The organism is Spirillospora sp. NPDC052242 (assembly GCF_040679555.1).
Taxonomy (GTDB): domain Bacteria; phylum Actinomycetota; class Actinomycetes; order Streptosporangiales; family Streptosporangiaceae; genus Spirillospora.
On sequence record NZ_JBFAUZ010000044.1, the window covers coordinates 25,818 to 40,957 of the forward strand.

At 74.8% G+C, this 15,140-nt stretch carries 11 protein-coding genes; 10 read left to right on the top strand and 1 reads right to left on the bottom strand.

Going from position 1 to position 15,140, the window contains the following annotated elements:
• Positions 1-936: a heme o synthase gene (locus AB0L25_RS30340; protein WP_500176204.1), complete on the bottom strand. Its 936-nt coding sequence runs from the start codon at positions 934-936 to the stop codon at positions 1-3.
• Between the two features lie 607 nt (positions 937-1,543).
• Between AB0L25_RS30340 and tkt the strand changes: the two genes are divergently transcribed.
• The 10 genes from tkt to AB0L25_RS30390 all read left to right on the top strand — a co-directional run bounded on the left by tkt (position 1,544) and on the right by AB0L25_RS30390 (position 15,106).
• Positions 1,544-3,670 carry a transketolase gene (gene tkt, locus AB0L25_RS30345; RefSeq protein WP_500176148.1) on the top strand — a complete coding sequence of 709 codons (2,127 nt, stop codon included), beginning with the start codon at positions 1,544-1,546 and terminating at the stop codon, positions 3,668-3,670.
• A gap of 45 nt (positions 3,671-3,715) precedes the next feature.
• Positions 3,716-4,831, top strand: coding sequence for a transaldolase (gene tal / locus AB0L25_RS30350; RefSeq protein ID WP_500176149.1), 1,116 nt, complete (start codon positions 3,716-3,718; stop codon positions 4,829-4,831).
• Positions 4,828-6,519, top strand: coding sequence for a glucose-6-phosphate isomerase (locus AB0L25_RS30355; RefSeq protein ID WP_500176151.1), 1,692 nt, complete (start codon positions 4,828-4,830; stop codon positions 6,517-6,519). The genes tal and AB0L25_RS30355 overlap by 4 nt, the downstream gene beginning before the upstream one ends.
• Positions 6,520-6,698: 179 nt before the next feature.
• Complete coding sequence (locus AB0L25_RS30360) at positions 6,699-8,399, top strand: phosphoheptose isomerase (RefSeq protein ID WP_500176152.1); 1,701 nt, start codon at positions 6,699-6,701, stop codon at positions 8,397-8,399.
• Positions 8,396-10,087 carry a glucose-6-phosphate isomerase gene (locus AB0L25_RS30365; protein ID WP_500176153.1) on the top strand — a complete coding sequence of 564 codons (1,692 nt, stop codon included), beginning with the start codon at positions 8,396-8,398 and terminating at the stop codon, positions 10,085-10,087. Before AB0L25_RS30360 ends, AB0L25_RS30365 begins: the two co-directional genes overlap by 4 nt.
• 174 nt (positions 10,088-10,261) lie before the next feature.
• Positions 10,262-11,788: a glucose-6-phosphate dehydrogenase gene (gene zwf / locus AB0L25_RS30370; protein WP_500176154.1), complete on the top strand. Its 1,527-nt coding sequence runs from the start codon at positions 10,262-10,264 to the stop codon at positions 11,786-11,788.
• Positions 11,788-12,717: a glucose-6-phosphate dehydrogenase assembly protein OpcA gene (gene opcA / locus AB0L25_RS30375; protein ID WP_500176155.1), complete on the top strand. Its 930-nt coding sequence runs from the start codon at positions 11,788-11,790 to the stop codon at positions 12,715-12,717. Before zwf ends, opcA begins: the two co-directional genes overlap by 1 nt.
• Entirely contained in the window at positions 12,714-13,472 is a 759-nt protein-coding gene (gene pgl, locus AB0L25_RS30380; RefSeq protein WP_500176156.1) for a 6-phosphogluconolactonase, read from the top strand. Before opcA ends, pgl begins: the two co-directional genes overlap by 4 nt.
• Positions 13,473-13,543: 71 nt before the next feature.
• On the top strand, positions 13,544-13,876 hold the full coding sequence (locus AB0L25_RS30385; RefSeq protein WP_500176157.1) for a cupin domain-containing protein: 333 nt from the start codon (positions 13,544-13,546) through the stop codon (positions 13,874-13,876).
• 84 nt (positions 13,877-13,960) lie between these two features.
• Positions 13,961-15,106, top strand: a complete 1,146-nt coding sequence (locus AB0L25_RS30390) for a sensor histidine kinase (protein ID WP_500176158.1) — start codon at positions 13,961-13,963, stop codon at positions 15,104-15,106.
• The last annotated feature ends 34 nt before the right edge of the window (positions 15,107-15,140 follow it).

The window sequence follows — 15,140 nt, forward strand, 5'->3', positions numbered from 1 at the left end:
TCAGTGCAGGAGCGGGTCGATCGACACGGCGGTGAACAGCAGCGCCAGGTAGACGTTCGACAGGTGGAAGAACCGCATGGGCCGCAGGTGGACGCCCGTCACCCCGGCGCGGACCGCCTTCAGCAGGCGGTGCCCCTCGGCGAGGAACACCAGGCCGAGCACCGCGGCGACCGCCCCGTAGACGGGGGTCATCCCGCCGACGGGCCACAGCAGCAGCGAGCACGCGACGGTGGCGTAGGTGTAGACCAGGCTCTCCACGATGACGCGCCGCTCGCCCTTGACGACCGGCAGCATCGGGACGTTGGCGACCGCGTAGTCCTCGCGGTAGCGCATCGCGAGCGTCCAGGTGTGCGGCGGCGTCCAGAGGAAGACGACGCCGAACAGGACGAACGGCGTCCAGGAGATCTCGTCGGTGACGGCCGTCCAGCCGATGAGGACGGGCATGCAGCCGGCGATGCCGCCCCACACGACGTTCTGCGAGGTGCGCCGCTTGAGCAGCAGCGAGTACACGAAGACGTAGAACAGGATCGCGAACAGCGAACCGGCGGCGGCGCGCGGGTTGACGGCGACCGCGAACCCGACCGTGGACAGCACGGCGAGGGTGATCCCGAACACCAGGGCGCGGGCGGGGGTGACCTGGGCGCGGGCCAGCGGGCGGCGCCGGGTGCGGCGCATCTTGGCGTCGATGTCCCGGTCGATGTAGCAGTTGATCGCGTTGGCGGCCCCGGCGGACATCGTGCCGAACGCCAGCGTGAGCAGCACCGTGCCCAGCGGCGGCACGCCCCCGGCCGCCAGGAACATCACCGGGATCGTGGTGATCAAGAGCAGCTCGATCACGCGCGGCTTGGTGAGCGCGACGTAGGCGCGCACGCTCTCGCCGATCGGCCGGCGCGCGGCCGGCTCGGCCATCGTCGGCTCGGGGGGAGCGAGCGGCATGTGCTCGTCGAGCTCCACCCCACGCTTGTTACTGAGCACCGTCACAATCGGGTCCACGTTCAACTAGGCATGTGAAATCGCGTACCAACTCGGCGGTGCCCCCGTGTTCGGGCCGACCTCGGCTGGGTGCGACTTTCGGCTTGGCGAATACGGCGGCCGCTCGTTGTCAACCGCGCAATCACTGTAGTCCGACCCCTCCGGGGGTCGTGCACCGGGTCGCCTGACACACCGTGACCGGCGCGTCGACGGTGCCGCGGCGGCCGTGCCGGGCCCCGCGGCTCGGGCCGTTCCCCCGCCCGAATCCCCCGTCCTATCACCCCGTCGGGGGGGTTAGCGGAAGGGCGATCGGGCAAGGGTGCAGGGAGCGGCCCGGCCCCCGGCGGAGCGTGCGCGCGAACGTCCGGCGGGGATCGGACGTGCGCGCGGTCACGCGTGGGCCGCACGCCCGCGCGATAGGCTCGAATCGGGCACGGCGTGATCTTCGGCCGGGCGTCCTGCCCACAGCGCACCGTTCCGCACGAAGGGGGCGCGGCGTTTCGCCGCACGTCGACTCGCCGCACGGCGCGATCATGTACACAGAGCGGTTTCGAGAGGAGCCTGGCGTTCCGTGACTAGGGACAACAGCACGTTTGAATGGTCTGACCTGGACCGGCGGGCGGTGGACGTGGTCCGCGCCCTGGCCATGGACGCGGTCGAGGAGGCGGGCTCGGGCCACCCCGGCACCGCCATGAGCCTGGCCCCGGCCGCCTACCTGCTCTTCCAGCGGTTCCTCAAGCACGACCCGACCGACCCCGAGTGGGCGGGCCGGGACCGGTTCGTCCTGTCCTGCGGGCACTCCAGCCTGACCCTTTACATCCAGCTCTACCTTTCGGGCTACCCGCTGACGCTGGACGAGCTGAAGGCGTTGCGCAAGTGGGGCAGCCTGACGCCGGGGCACCCGGAGCACGGGCACACCGCGGGCGTCGAGACGACGACCGGGCCGCTCGGCCAGGGCATCGCGAACGCGGTCGGGATGGCGATGGCGGCGCGCCGCGAGCGCGGGCTGTTCGACCCGGACGCGCCGCAGGGCGAGTCCCCCTTCGACCACACCATCTGGGCGTTCTGCTCGGACGGCGACATCGAGGAGGGCATCAGCCACGAGGCGTCCGCGCTGGCGGCCCACCAGCGGCTGGGCAACCTGGTGCTGCTGTGGGACGACAACCACATCTCGATCGAGGACGACACCGCCATCGCGCTGTCGGAGGACGTGCGGGCCCGCTACGAGGCGTACGGCTGGGACGTCCACACCGTCGACTGGACGGAGAACGGCGACTACGAGGAGAACGTCGAGAAGCTCGCCGCGGCGTTCGCCGCCGCGCAGGCCGAGACGTCCCGCCCGTCGTTCATCGCGCTGCGCACGATCATCGGCTGGCCGGCGCCGAACAAGAAGAACACCGGCAAGGCGCACGGCTCGGCGCTCGGCGCCGAGGAGGTCGCGGCGACCAAGAAGCTCCTCGGGCTCGACCCCGCGGAGAGCTTCCAGGTGCCCGAGGACGTCCTGGCGCACGCCCGCGCCGTGTCCGGCCGGGGCCGCGAGGCGCACGCCCGGTGGAACGAGCGCTACCAGGCGTGGCGCGCGGCGAACGCCGAGCGGGCCGCCGAGTTCGACCGGATCTCCGCGCGCGCTCTGCCGCCCGGCTGGGAGAAGGCGCTGCCGACGTTCCCGGCGGGCAAGGAGATCGCGACCCGCGCCGCGTCCGGCGAGGTGCTGGCCGCGCTGGCGCCGGTGCTGCCGGAGCTGTGGGGCGGTTCGGCCGACCTGGCCGAGAGCAACAACACGACGATGAAGGGCGAGCCGTCCTTCATCCCCGAGGAGTTCCAGACCAAGGAGTTCCCGGGCGGCCCGTACGGGCGGACGCTGCACTTCGGCGTGCGGGAGCACGCGATGGGCGCGATCTGCAACGGCATCGCGCTGCACGGCGGCACCCGTCCCTACGGCGGGACGTTCCTGGTGTTCAGCGACTACATGCGCCCGGCGGTGCGGCTCGCCGCGCTGATGAAGCTGCCGGTGACGTTCGTGTGGACGCACGACTCGATCGGCCTCGGCGAGGACGGCCCGACGCACCAGCCGGTCGAGCACCTGTGGGCGCTGCGGGCGATCCCGGGCCTGGACGTCGTCCGCCCGGCGGACGCGGCCGAGACGGCCGTCGCGTGGCGCACGATTCTGGAGCACAACGACCGTCCGGCGGGGCTGGCGCTGACCCGGCAGAAGCTCCCCACGCTGGACCGCGGCGGCGAACTCGCCGCGGCGGAGTGCGCGGCCAAGGGCGGGTACGTCCTGGCGGACGCGACCGACGGGCGTCCCGACGTGATCATCATCGCGACCGGCAGCGAGGTGCCGCTGGCGCTGGAGGCGCGCGAGGCGCTGCAGGCCAAGGGCACCCCGACCCGGGTCGTGTCGATGCCGTGCGTGGAGTGGTTCGAGGCGCAGACCGACGCCTACAAGCAGGAGGTGCTGCCGCCCGGCGTGAAGGCCCGGGTGTCGGTGGAGGCCGGGATCGCGATGGGCTGGCGCACCTACATCGGCGACGCCGGCGAGTCGGTGGGCCTGGAGCACTTCGGTGCCTCGGCGGACTACAAGACGCTGTTCCGGCAGTTCGGCATCACCGCCGACCGGGTCGTCGCCGCGGCGGAGGCGAGCCTGATCAAGGCGAACGTCAAGCACGCCGGGCGCGGCGAGACCACCGGCAACTGACCCTCCGGCCTCGCGGAACTCGATGACGAGGGAGAAAGCGAAGCGATGAGTGAGATTCTGAAGCGGCTGTCCGACGAGGGCGTGTCGATCTGGCTGGACGACATCAGCCGGGAGCGGCTGCGCACCGGCGACCTCGAGGACCTGGTCAAGGAGAGCCACGTCGTCGGCGTCACCTCCAACCCGACGATCTTCGCCAAGGCGCTGAGCAAGGGCACGGCCTACGACGCGCAGGTCCGCGACCTGGCGCTGCGCGGGGTGACCGTCGACGAGGCGGCCCACGCGATCACCACCTACGACATCCGGTGGGGCTGCGACGTGCTGCGCCCCGTGTACGACCGGACGGACGGGCTCGACGGCCGCGTGTCGCTCGAGGTCGACCCGCGGCTGGCGCGCGACACGGCGCGGACGATCGCCGAGGCGCGGGCGCTGTGGTGGACGGTGGACCGGCCGAACCTGTTCATCAAGATCCCGGCGACCGAGGAGGGGCTGCCGGCGATCACCGCGGCGCTCGCCGAGGGCATCAGCGTGAACGTGACGCTGATCTTCTCGCTGGAGCGCTATGGGAAGGTGATCGACGCGTTCTTCGCGGGCCTGGAGCAAGCGCGGGAGAACGGCCGCGACCTGACGAAGATCGCGTCGGTGGCGTCGTTCTTCGTCAGCCGGGTCGACACCGAGATCGACAAGCGGCTCGACAAGATCGGCTCGGACGCGGCGAAGGCGCTGCGCTCGAAGGCGGGCCTGGCCAACGCGCGGCTCGCGTACGCGCTGTACGAGGAGAAGTTCGGCACCGAGCGCTGGACGTCGCTGAAGAACGCGGGGGCCCGTCCCCAGCGTCCGCTGTGGGCGTCGACCGGGGTGAAGGACCCGAACCTCAACGACACGCTGTACGTGGACGAGCTGGTGGCGCCCGGCACCGTGAACACGATGCCGGAGGCCACGCTGGTGGCCGAGGCCGACCACGGCCAGGTGCGCGGCGACACCGTCCGCGGCACCTACGACGACGCCCGTGCGCACATGGCGGCGCTGAAGGACGCCGGCGTGGACTACGACGACGTCGTGCGGGTGCTGGAGGAGGAGGGCGTCGAGAAGTTCGAGGCGTCCTGGAAGGAGCTGCTCGGCTCCATCAGCGGTGAGCTGGAGAGCAAGAGGGCCGGCGCGTGACGTCGGTGGTGACCGCCGGGGGGATCTCGGTCACCACCCGCGGCGCCGTCGTCGACGAGGGCGAGACGGTCCTGGACCGTCTCGTCTCCGACGGGGTGCCCGGGGCCCTCGCGTCCCGCAACCCGCATCTGTGGGGCCCGGACGCGGCCCCGACGGCGGCCCGCCGGCTCGGCTGGCTCGGGCTGCCGGAGACCGCGCGTTCTCTGCCGGCCCGGCTGTCCGGGCCGGCGGGGTTCGCCCGCGAGGCCGGTCTGGACCGGGTCGTGCTGATCGCGTCGGGCGGGCCCGCCGTGGCCGCCGAGGCGATCTGCGCGGCCGCGGGGGCGGACCTGACCGTCGTCGACTCCACCGACCCGCACGAGGTGACGGGGGCGCTCGCGGGCGACCCGCACCGCACGATCATCGTCGTTGTGGACGACGGCGCGGACGACGACGGCGGCGAGGGCGGCGGGCACGGGCTCGAGACGGACGCGCTGTGGCGCGTCTTCGCGGGGGCGTTCCGCGACGCGGGCCTGTCCGGCGCCGACCTCGCGCGCCGCTTCGTCGTCGTGGCGCCGCCCGGGTCGGCCGCCGCACGCGCCGCGCGGGAGACCGGGCATCACCTGGTCGAGGCCGCGCCGGACGTGGACGGGCGGTACGGCGCCCTCGACGCGCGCGCGTTGACCGCGCCCGCGCTCGCGGGCGTCGACGTCGCGGCGCTGCTGGAGGACGCCGCCGCGCTGGCGGGCACGCTGCGGCAGCCCTACGACAACCCGGCGCTGACGCTCGGCGCCGCGCTGGGCTCGTCCGCGCTGGCCGGGCGCGACAAGCTCGTGATCGCCGACCACGGCTCGGGGCTGACCGGCTTCGGGGCGTGGGCGGAGCAGCTGGTGGCGGGGGCGCTCGGCAAGGACGGCCGGGGGCTGCTGCCGGTCGTGGTCGAGGACGTCGAGGCGCCCGGCTTCGAGCTGACGGCCGACATGCGGCGCGTGATCCTGGGCCGCCGCCCGGACGAGCCCGGCCCCGGCCGCGAGGCGGGGGTGAGCGTCGCGGGGCCGCTCGGCGCGCAGTTCCTGCTGTGGGAGTGCGCGGTGGCGGTCGCGGCGCGGGTGCTCGGCGTCGACCCGTTCGGCGAGCCGGACGTGCGCGAGTCGGCGGAGAGCATCGCGGCGCTGCTGCGGTCGGAGGAGGGCACGGCGCCCACGGTGGTGCGGCGCCCGCCCGTCCTGGTCGAGGGCGCGGTGGAGGTGCACGGCCCGGAGGACGCGCTGAAGGGCGCGGCGACGCTCGCGGGGGCGCTGGAGGCCGTCGTGGAGGCGGCGCCGGACGGCGGCTACCTCGCCGTGCTGGCGTACCTGGACGGCCGCGCCGACGCGGAGGCGGCCGGGCTGCGGCCGCTGCTGGCCGCGCGGGCGGCGAAGGCGCGGCGGCGTCCGGTCCCGGTGACGTTCGGCTGGGGGCCGAGGCACCTGCGCACGACCGGGCAGTACCACAAGGGCGGACCGCAGAACGGCGCGTTCCTGCAGGTCACGGGCACGGTCAGGACGGACCTGCCGGTGCCCGGACGGCCGTACAGCCTCGGCGAGCTGCAGCTCGCGCAGGCGTTCGGCGACCTGCGGGTGCTGCGGTCGCTGGGCCGTCCGGCGGTCCGGCTGCACCTGCGGGACCGGGCCGAGGGCCTGGCGCAGCTCGCCGACGCGCTCTCCTGACCGGCCGTCCGGGACGGCGGCCGCCGGACCGCGGGGATCCGCCGGACGGGTACGGAGCGCCCGGGGTCGCGCTACTCTGTCCCGCGCCGCCCTGATCGTCACGGCACAACGGAAGATCAACGGAGATGGTCGCCAATGACCGTTCTCTCCCGAAACGATGGGGACAGGCAGGAGGGAACGTGTCCGGATTCGACGTACTGACGCGCGGCGACGTGCTCGACTCGGCGCTGCAGGCGCGGGACTATCTGGTGAGCTGCGGCGTCCCCGGGGCGCTGGCCGCCAAGGACCCCGAGCTGTGGGGGCGGCGCGCGGTCGACCACAGCCGGCTCGGCTGGCTCGACCTGCCGTTCGCGTCCCGCGGGCTGCTGAACCAGGTCGAGGGCCTGGTCGCCGAGGCGCGCTACTCCGGTCTCGACCACATCGTGCTGATCGGCGTCGGCGCCGAGAGCCTCGCCGCGCAGGCGATCATGGAGGCGCACGCGTCCGGCGGCGCGACCGGGACCGCGGCCGGGCGGCCGGACCGCCCGGCCGGTGAGCTGACCGTGCTGGACGGCAGCGACACCGCGGCGCTCGCGTTCGCGCTGGAGCGGCTGGACCGGACGCTCGTGGTGCTGGCCAGCAAGGCCGGCGTGTCCCTGGAGGGGGACGCCTACCGCCGCATCTTCGCGGGCGCGTTCCGCGACCGCGGGCTGTCTCAGCGGGAGATCGCGGGCCGCTTCCTGGTGATCACCGACCACGGCAGCCCGCTGCACGACTTCGCCCGGCAGAACGGCTACCGGATCGGGCTGACCGACCCGTACCTGCCGGGGCACTTCGGCGCGCTGTCGGCGTACGGGCTGGTCCCGGCGGTGCTGGCGGGCGCCGACGCGAACGCGCTGCTGGAGGACGCGGCGTCGCTGGTGCCGTCGCTGTCCAAGGAGGAGGACAACCCGGGGCTGCTGCTCGGGGCGGTGCTGGGCGGCTGCGCGCAGCAGGGCCCCGGCGGGATCGCCCGCGACAAGGTGGTGCTGCGCGAGCCGGGCGGTCCCGGCGCGCTGAGCGCGTGGGTGTCGCAGCTCCTCGCGGTCGGCACCGGGCGGCGGGGCCGCGGCGTGGTGGCGTTCGAGCCGTCCGGCTGCCGCGGGTCGTTCCCCGACGTGCACGGCGTCGCGCTGAACCCGCCGTCGGCGGCGCACGACGACTCCGACACCGCGGTGCTGGCGCCGGTCGGCGCGCAGTTCCTGCTGTGGGAGTACGCGACCGCGGTCGCCGGGTGGCTGCTCGGGGTGAACCCGTTCGAGACCGGCGCCACGGCGGTGCAGGAGGCCGAGGACGACGCGGCGACGCTGCTGCGCGCGGCGGCGGGCGGCCCGCTGACGTCCGAGCGCCCCGCGTACACCGAGGACGACATCGAGGTGTACGTCGACTTCCCGTGGCCCGCGCACGCCGACCTGCGCACCGTCCTCGGCGGCCTGGTCGGGTCGGTGCCCGCCGACGGCTACCTGGCCGTGATGACGTACCTGTCGGGCGACTTCTCGGGCCGCTACCTGGCGCCGTCGCTGGCCCGCGCGTCCGGACGTCCGGTGGCGTACGGGCCGGGGCCCGCCTACCCGCACGCGACCGCCCCGGTGCACAAGGAGGGGCCGGGCAACGGCGCGTTCCTGATCATCACCGGGGACCCGGTGCCGGGGGACGCGCTCGCCGCGCACCCCGTCCCCGGCCGTCCCTACAGCCTTGCGCAGCTGCGGCTGGCGCGCGCGCTGGGCGAGCTGCGGGCGCTTCGGGCGCGCCGCCTGCCGGTCATCCGGCTTCATCTGCGCAACCCGGTGGAGGGCGCCGGACGGCTGACCGAGGCGGTGCGGGAGGTCGCGTCGATGGTCTCCGCGGGGCGGGGGCAGTGAGCCCGGGACACGGCACCCCCGGAGTCGCGAACCACAGCTCGGTCGTCGCGGGCGACGCCGTCGTCACCGCGCGCAGGCCGCTCAAGGACGCCGCCGAGCGGGTGCTCGGACGGCTGTGGATCGACCAGGTCCCGGTCCGGCTCGCGTCGGAGGACGCGATGCTGTGGCCGTCGGCCGCCACGGCCGAGGTCGAGGGGCGGCGGCTGTGCTGGCCGGGCCAGCCGGGGCCCGGCCGCGCGGTGCTGGAGCGGGTGGCGGAGCTGCGGCGGAGGCTGTTCGCGGACGCCGCCGAGGCGGGGCCGCCGGCGCGGGTCGTCCTGGTGGGGCGGGGCTCCGCGGTGCGCGCCGCCGAGGCGATCGTCCGGGCCGCCGGGCCGGGCGCACCGGGCACCCGGGACGTCCTGCCGCTGACCGTGCTGGACGACCTGGAGCCGGGGCCGCTCACCCGCCTGGCCGCCGACCCGGCGGGGCTCGCCGGGACCCTGGTCGTGGTCGCCGGGGACGACCCGGTCACCGACACGCTCCGGCGCGTCCTGCTCGGCCTGATGCGCGACGCGGACGTTCCCGCGGACGTCCTCGCGCGCCGGGTCGTCACGGTGGCGCCCGCCGACTCGGCGGCGGCCAAGGCGGCGACGGAGGAGGGCAGGCCGCTCGTCGAGGCCCCCGCGCAGACGGCGTTCGGGGCGCTGTCGCCGTACGCGCTCGTCCCGGCGGCGCTCGCGGGCGCGGACGCGGCGGCGCTGCTGGACGGGGCGACGGCGGTGCTGCCCGCGCTGACCCGCCCGGAGGGCAACCCGGGGCTGGTGCTCGGCGCGATCCTGGGCGGGGCGGTGCGCGCGGGCCGCGGCACGCTCGTCCTCGGCGGCTACCCCGCCGCGCTGCCGGGCCTGGCAGGGTGGGCGGCGCGGCTGCTGGACGAGGCGACCGGCGGCCGGCTGACGACGGTCGTGCAGGGCGGCGGCCTGCCCGTGGTGCCCGACCCGGACCTGTTCCTCGTGACGCTGGACGGCCGCCCCCACCAGGACGACGCCACGGTGACGGGCCCGCTCGCCGCGCAGCTCGTCGTGTGGGAATACGCGGCGGCCGTGGCCGCCTACCTGCTGGGCGGCGACCCGCTCGCCCCGCCGCCGCGGCGGGCCCCGCTGACGGTGGACGACGGGACGGGCGACCCGGTGTTCGCCGACGGCGACCCGGGCCGGGCCGTCGAGGTGCACACGACCGTCCCGTCCCTCGCCGAGGCGCCCGACCTGGCGCGCCTCCTGGACGGCCTGGCGGCGCTGGTCGGCCCCCGCGAGCACCTGGCGGTCGTCGCCTACCTGGACCCGGACGAGACGCGCGGGCAGGGCACGCAGGTGCGGCGGCTGGCGGCGCTGCTGGCCGCGCGCTGCGACCGTCCGGTGACCGTCGCGTGGGGCGGCCGCGGCCCGGTTCCGGAGGGCTCCCCCGGCGGGTCCGGCGCGGGGAATGATCGGCGGGACCGGGGCGTCTACCTGTTGGTGACGGGCAATGTCGTCCGCGACGTGCCCGTCCCGGACCGCTACCACGGGCTCGGCATGCTGCAGCTCGCGCGGGCCCTCGGGGACGCGCGGGCCGCGCGCGCGGACGGCCGCCCGGTGGTCCGGCTGCACCTGGAGAACCGCTGGGCGGGACTCGCCCGGCTGCTCGACGCCGCAAGAGGAGAGGGGTGATCCCGCCCCGGCGCCACTAATTCGGCGCCGTCGGGGGACACACGGGATCAGAACATGTATGCGTGTCTTGAGCATGATGCCCAGTGACAGATGCCCAGTGACGAGAGTGGCCGTGAGGAAACCCGCGGTGGACAGAGCAGGAGAAGACAGGGTGCGAGCAGAGGGGGCCGCCACGTGACCGAGTCAGCCAATCCGCTCCGGGACCCGCGGGACAAGCGCCTGCCGCGGGTGGCCGGGCCGTGCGTGCTCGTGCTGTTCGGCGTCACCGGCGACCTGTCCCGCAAGAAGCTCCTGCCGGCCATCTACGACCTGGCGAACCGGGGCCTGCTCCCGCCGGGGTTCTCGCTGGTCGGGTTCGCCCGCCGGGACTGGGAGAACGAGGACTTCCGGCAGATCGCCTACGAGTCGGTGAAGGCGCACGCCCGGACCCCGTTCCGCGAGGACGTCTGGCGGCACCTGTCGGAGGGCATGCACTTCGTCCCCGGCGAGTTCGGCGACCCGGGCGCGTTCGAGGCGCTGGCGATGGCCGTCAAGGAGCTGGACGAGAGCCGCGGCACCGGCGGCAACTACGCGTTCTACTTGTCGATCCCGCCGAAGTTCTTCCCGCAGGCGGTGGAGCAGCTGCAGCGCAGCGGCCTGGCCGACCGGACGGACGGGTCGTGGCGGCGGGTCGTGATCGAAAAGCCGTTCGGCCGCGACCTGGCGACCGCCAAGGAGCTGAACGACACCGTCCACCGGGTGTTCCCCGAGGAGTCGATCTTCCGGATCGACCACTACCTCGGCAAGGAGACGGTGCAGAACATCCTGGCGCTGCGGTTCGCCAACTCGATGTTCGAGCCGATCTGGAACCGCGGGTACATCGACCACGTGCAGATCACGATGGCCGAGGACATCGGGATCGGCGGCCGGGCCGGCTACTACGACGGCATCGGCGCGGCCCGCGACGTGATCCAGAACCACCTGCTGCAGCTGCTGGCGCTGACGGCGATGGAGGAGCCCACGTCGTTCAGCGCGGAGGCCGTCCGCGCCGAGAAGGCCAAGATCCTGTCGTCGGTGCGGGTGCCGGGCAACCTGGCGGAGTCCACCGCGCGCGGCCAGTACGCGGCGGGCTGGCAGGGCGGCGTGAACGTCAAGGGCTACCTGCAGGAGGACGGCATCCCCGCCGACTCCCGCACCGAGACCTACGCCGCGGTCAAGCTGGAGATCGACAACCGCCGCTGGGCGGGCGTCCCGTTCTACCTGCGCACCGGCAAGCGGCTCAGCCGCCGGGTGACGGAGGTGGCGCTGGTGTTCCAGCAGGCGCCGCACCAGCCGTTCTCGCAGACCGACACCGAGGAGCTGGGGCAGAACGCCCTGGTCATGCGGGTGCAGCCGGACGAGGGCATCACGGTCCGGTTCGGTTCGAAGGTGCCCGGCACCTCGATGGAGATCCGCGACGTCAACATGGACTTCGCGTACGGCGAGTCGTTCACCGAGGCGTCCCCCGAGGCGTACGAGCGGCTGCTGCTGGACGTGCTGATCGGCGACCCGCCGCTGTTCCCCCGGCAGGAGGAGGTCGAGCTGTCCTGGAAGATCCTCGACCCGATCGAGGAGTTCTGGGCCGAGCGCGGCGACGTCGACCAGTACAAGTCCGGCGGTTACGGGCCCGACAGCGCCGACGAGCTGATGGCGCGGGACGGCCGCACGTGGAGGAGGCTCTGATGAACATCGACCTCGCCGGGACCTCGACCCGCAAGATCCAGGACGCGCTCACCCAGGCCAGGCACCTGATGGGCGGTCCGGCGGTCGGCATGGTCCTGACGCTGATCATCGTGACGGACGAGTCGGCGCAGTACGACGCGGTCCGCGCGGCGACCGAGGCGTCGCGCGAGCACCCGTGCCGGGTGCTGACCGTCATCTCGCGCGACCCGCGCGGCAACTCGTCCCGGCTGGACGCCGAGATCCGCATCGGCGAGACGGGGCCGGGCGAGACGGTGCTGCTGCGGATGTACGGCCCGCTCGCCGAGCACGCCGACTCGGTCGTCGTCCCGCTGCTGATGCCCGACACCCCCGTGGTGACGTGGTGGCCCGGCGGGAAGGTGCCGAAGGCGCCCGCCAAGGACCCCCTCGGCCGGCTGGCGCAGCGGCGGGTGACCGACGCCTACGCGGCCCGCGACCGGCTCGGCACCCTCGCGCAGCTCGCCGCCGGGTACCGTCCGGGCGACACCGACTTCACCTGGACGCGGATCACGAACTGGCGGTCGCTGCTGGCGGCGGCGCTCGACCAGGACCACGACGAGATCCTGTCCGGCGAGGTGATGGCCGAGCCGGACAGCCCGAGCGCGGAGCTGCTGGCGGCGTGGCTGTCGATCCGCCTCGGGGTGACCGTGGGCCGCACGGTCTCCGAGGGCCCCGGCATCACCGGCGTCCGGCTGCGGACGGCGTCCGGCGACATCGTGGTGGACCGCCCGGACGGCCGCGTCGCGACGCTGTGCCGCCCGGACCAGCCGGACCGGCAGGTGTCGCTGATGCGGCGGCCGATGTCGGAGCTGCTGGCCGAGGAGCTGCGGCGGCTCGACCCCGACGAGGTGTACCAGGACGCGGCGGCCCGGTTCGCCAAGGACCTCGCGGGCGCGGCGGGGGACGCGTGAGCGGCCCGCTGGCGGTCCCGCACCCGGACGCGGACGCGGTCGCCCAGGCCGCCGCGGCCCGGCTCGTCACGGCGATCGCCGACGCCCAGGCGGAGCGGGGCGTCGCGTCGATCGTGCTGACCGGCGGCGGCGTCGGCACCGCCGTCCTCACGGCGCTCGGCTCCTCCCCCGCCCGGCACGCGGTCGACTGGCGGCGCGTGGACGTGTGGTGGGGGGACGAGCGGTTCCTGCCGTCCGGTGATCCCGAGCGCAACGAGACGGGCGCGCGGGAGGCGCTCCTCGACCGCGTCGACGCCGACCCGGCCCGCGTGCACGCCATGCCCGCGTCCGACGGTCCCGACGGCGACGACGTCGAGGCCGCGGCGCGGCGGTACGCCGCCGAGCTGGCGGCGGCGGCCGGCGGGAACGGTCCCGTGCCCGCGTTCGACGTGCTGATGCTGGGCGTCGGACCGGACGCGCACGTCGCGTCGCTGTTCCCCGGGATGCCGCAGCTGACCGCCGCGGACCCGGTCGTCGCGGTGCGGGACGCGCCGAAGCCGCCCCCGACCCGGATCTCGCTGACGTACCCGTCGCTGCGATCCGCGCGGGAGGTGTGGCTGCTGGCGGCGGGCGAGGGCAAGGCCGACGCCGTCCGGCTCGCGCTCGCGCCGGGCACGCCCCCGGAGAAGGCGCCGGTGGTGGGCGCCCGGGGCGTCGAGCGCACCCTCCTCCTGCTGGACCGCGCCGCCGCCGGCGACGGGCCGGGACCCCGGTAGCCGGACCGGGACGTGATTCCCGCGCCCCAAACGGCCCGTGTGACGGGCGGGGGCGCGGGAAGGACCGTGGCATGCAGAAGCTCTCGTTGGACGCGCAGGCCCGCGGGCTCCTCGAACGGGCGTCCGCCGCATCGTCGGGACGGGCGGCCGAGACCGTCCACGGCGGGCACGAGCACGTGCTGCGGCAGACGCTGATCGCGCTGACGGCCGGCACGGGCATGTCCGAGCACGAGAATCCCGGGGAGGCCACGGTGCTGGTGCGGTCCGGGCGCGTCCGGCTGCTCAGCGGCGACGACGCCTGGGACGGGATCGCGGGCGATCTGCTGATCGTCCCGCCGGCCCGCCACGCCCTCGAGGCGCTGGAGGACTCGGTCGTCCTGCTGACGGTCGCGAAGCTCGGCTGATCCGCGCGAGGGGCTACCAAAGTCGATCGTCCGGGCGACCTGCGGCCACTGCCGGCGGGGCGCCCGGCGGCTAGCTTGGTGCACGTGATTCTCCGCAGGTCCGCCCGCGCGTGGGTGCGCGACGTCTTCGTGACGGCGTGCGCCCTGCTGATCGGTCTCGTCGTCCTGGCGGGCTCGAGGGAGACGTACCCGGCGCCGCCGGGCCCGCTCGAGGACGCCAAGGAGGCGCTGCTCGGCGGCATCGGCCTGCTGGTCCTGATGCTGTTCCGCCGCCGGTGGCCGCTCGGGGTGACGCTGTTCCTGACGGCCTGGGGCTTCACCAACTCCGTTTCGTGGGGCGCCACCGCGATGGCGGTGTTCACGGTCGCGATCCACCGCCCCTGGCGGCCCACGGCCGTCCTGTGCCTGATGAACTGCGCGTTCCTCGTGGTGGTCTTCACCGTCGCGCCGCACGAACTGAGCACGCGGGAACGGCTGGAGTCGGTCGTCGTGTTCGTGCTCGGCTACATGGTGCTGGTCGCCACGGGGCTGCTGCTCCGGTCCCGGCGGCAGCTCGTCGAGTCGCTGCGGGAGCGGGCCCGGCAGGCCGAGGAGGGGCAGCGGCTGCGCATCGAGGAGGCCCGCCACCTGGAGCGGGAGCGGATCGCCCGGGAGATGCACGACGTCCTCGCGCACCGCATCTCGCTGCTGGCCGTGCACGCGGGCGCGCTGGAGTTCCGCCCGGACACGCCGCCCGAGCAGCGCGAGGCCGTCGGGATCATCCGGCGCAGCGCGTACGAGGCGATGGAGGACCTGCGGGAGGTGATCTGGGTGCTGCGCGCCCCGGGCCCCGGCGAGGACGCGCAGCGCCCGCAGCCGACGCTCGCCGACGTCCCGGAGCTGGTGCGGGAGGCGCGGGCCGCCGGGGCCCGGATCGAGCTGGACGACCGCGTGGCCGACCCCGCCGCCGTCCCCGACCGGGTCGGGCGGCACGCCTACCGGATCGTCCAGGAGGGGCTGACGAACGCCCGCAAGCACGCGCCGGACGCCGTCGTGCGGGTCGTCCTGGAGGCCGGGCGGGAGCTGACGATCCAGCTGGACAACGCGACGACGCCCGGCCGGGAACCGGCGCTGCCCGGCGCCGGGGCGGGCCTGGTGGGGCTGGCGGAGCGGGTCGCGCTGCTCGGCGGGACGCTCGAGCACGGCGCCGCGGGCGGCCGGTTCCGGCTCCGCGCCCGGCTGCCCCTGTGAGGATGCATGGCGGGCCGGGGGCCGGGCATGGGGA

What these genes read in the sequence shown, in the direction of transcription:
- AB0L25_RS30385 (WP_500176157.1), top strand. Translation starts at nt 13,544, where the DNA reads ATGCAGAAGCTCTCGTTGGACGCGCAGGCCCGCGGGCTCCTCGAACGG.
- AB0L25_RS30340 (WP_500176204.1), bottom strand. Translation starts at nt 936, where the DNA reads ATGCCGCTCGCTCCCCCCGAGCCGACGATGGCCGAGCCGGCCGCGCGC.
- tal (WP_500176149.1), top strand. Translation starts at nt 3,716, where the DNA reads ATGAGTGAGATTCTGAAGCGGCTGTCCGACGAGGGCGTGTCGATCTGG.
- opcA (WP_500176155.1), top strand. Translation starts at nt 11,788, where the DNA reads ATGAACATCGACCTCGCCGGGACCTCGACCCGCAAGATCCAGGACGCG.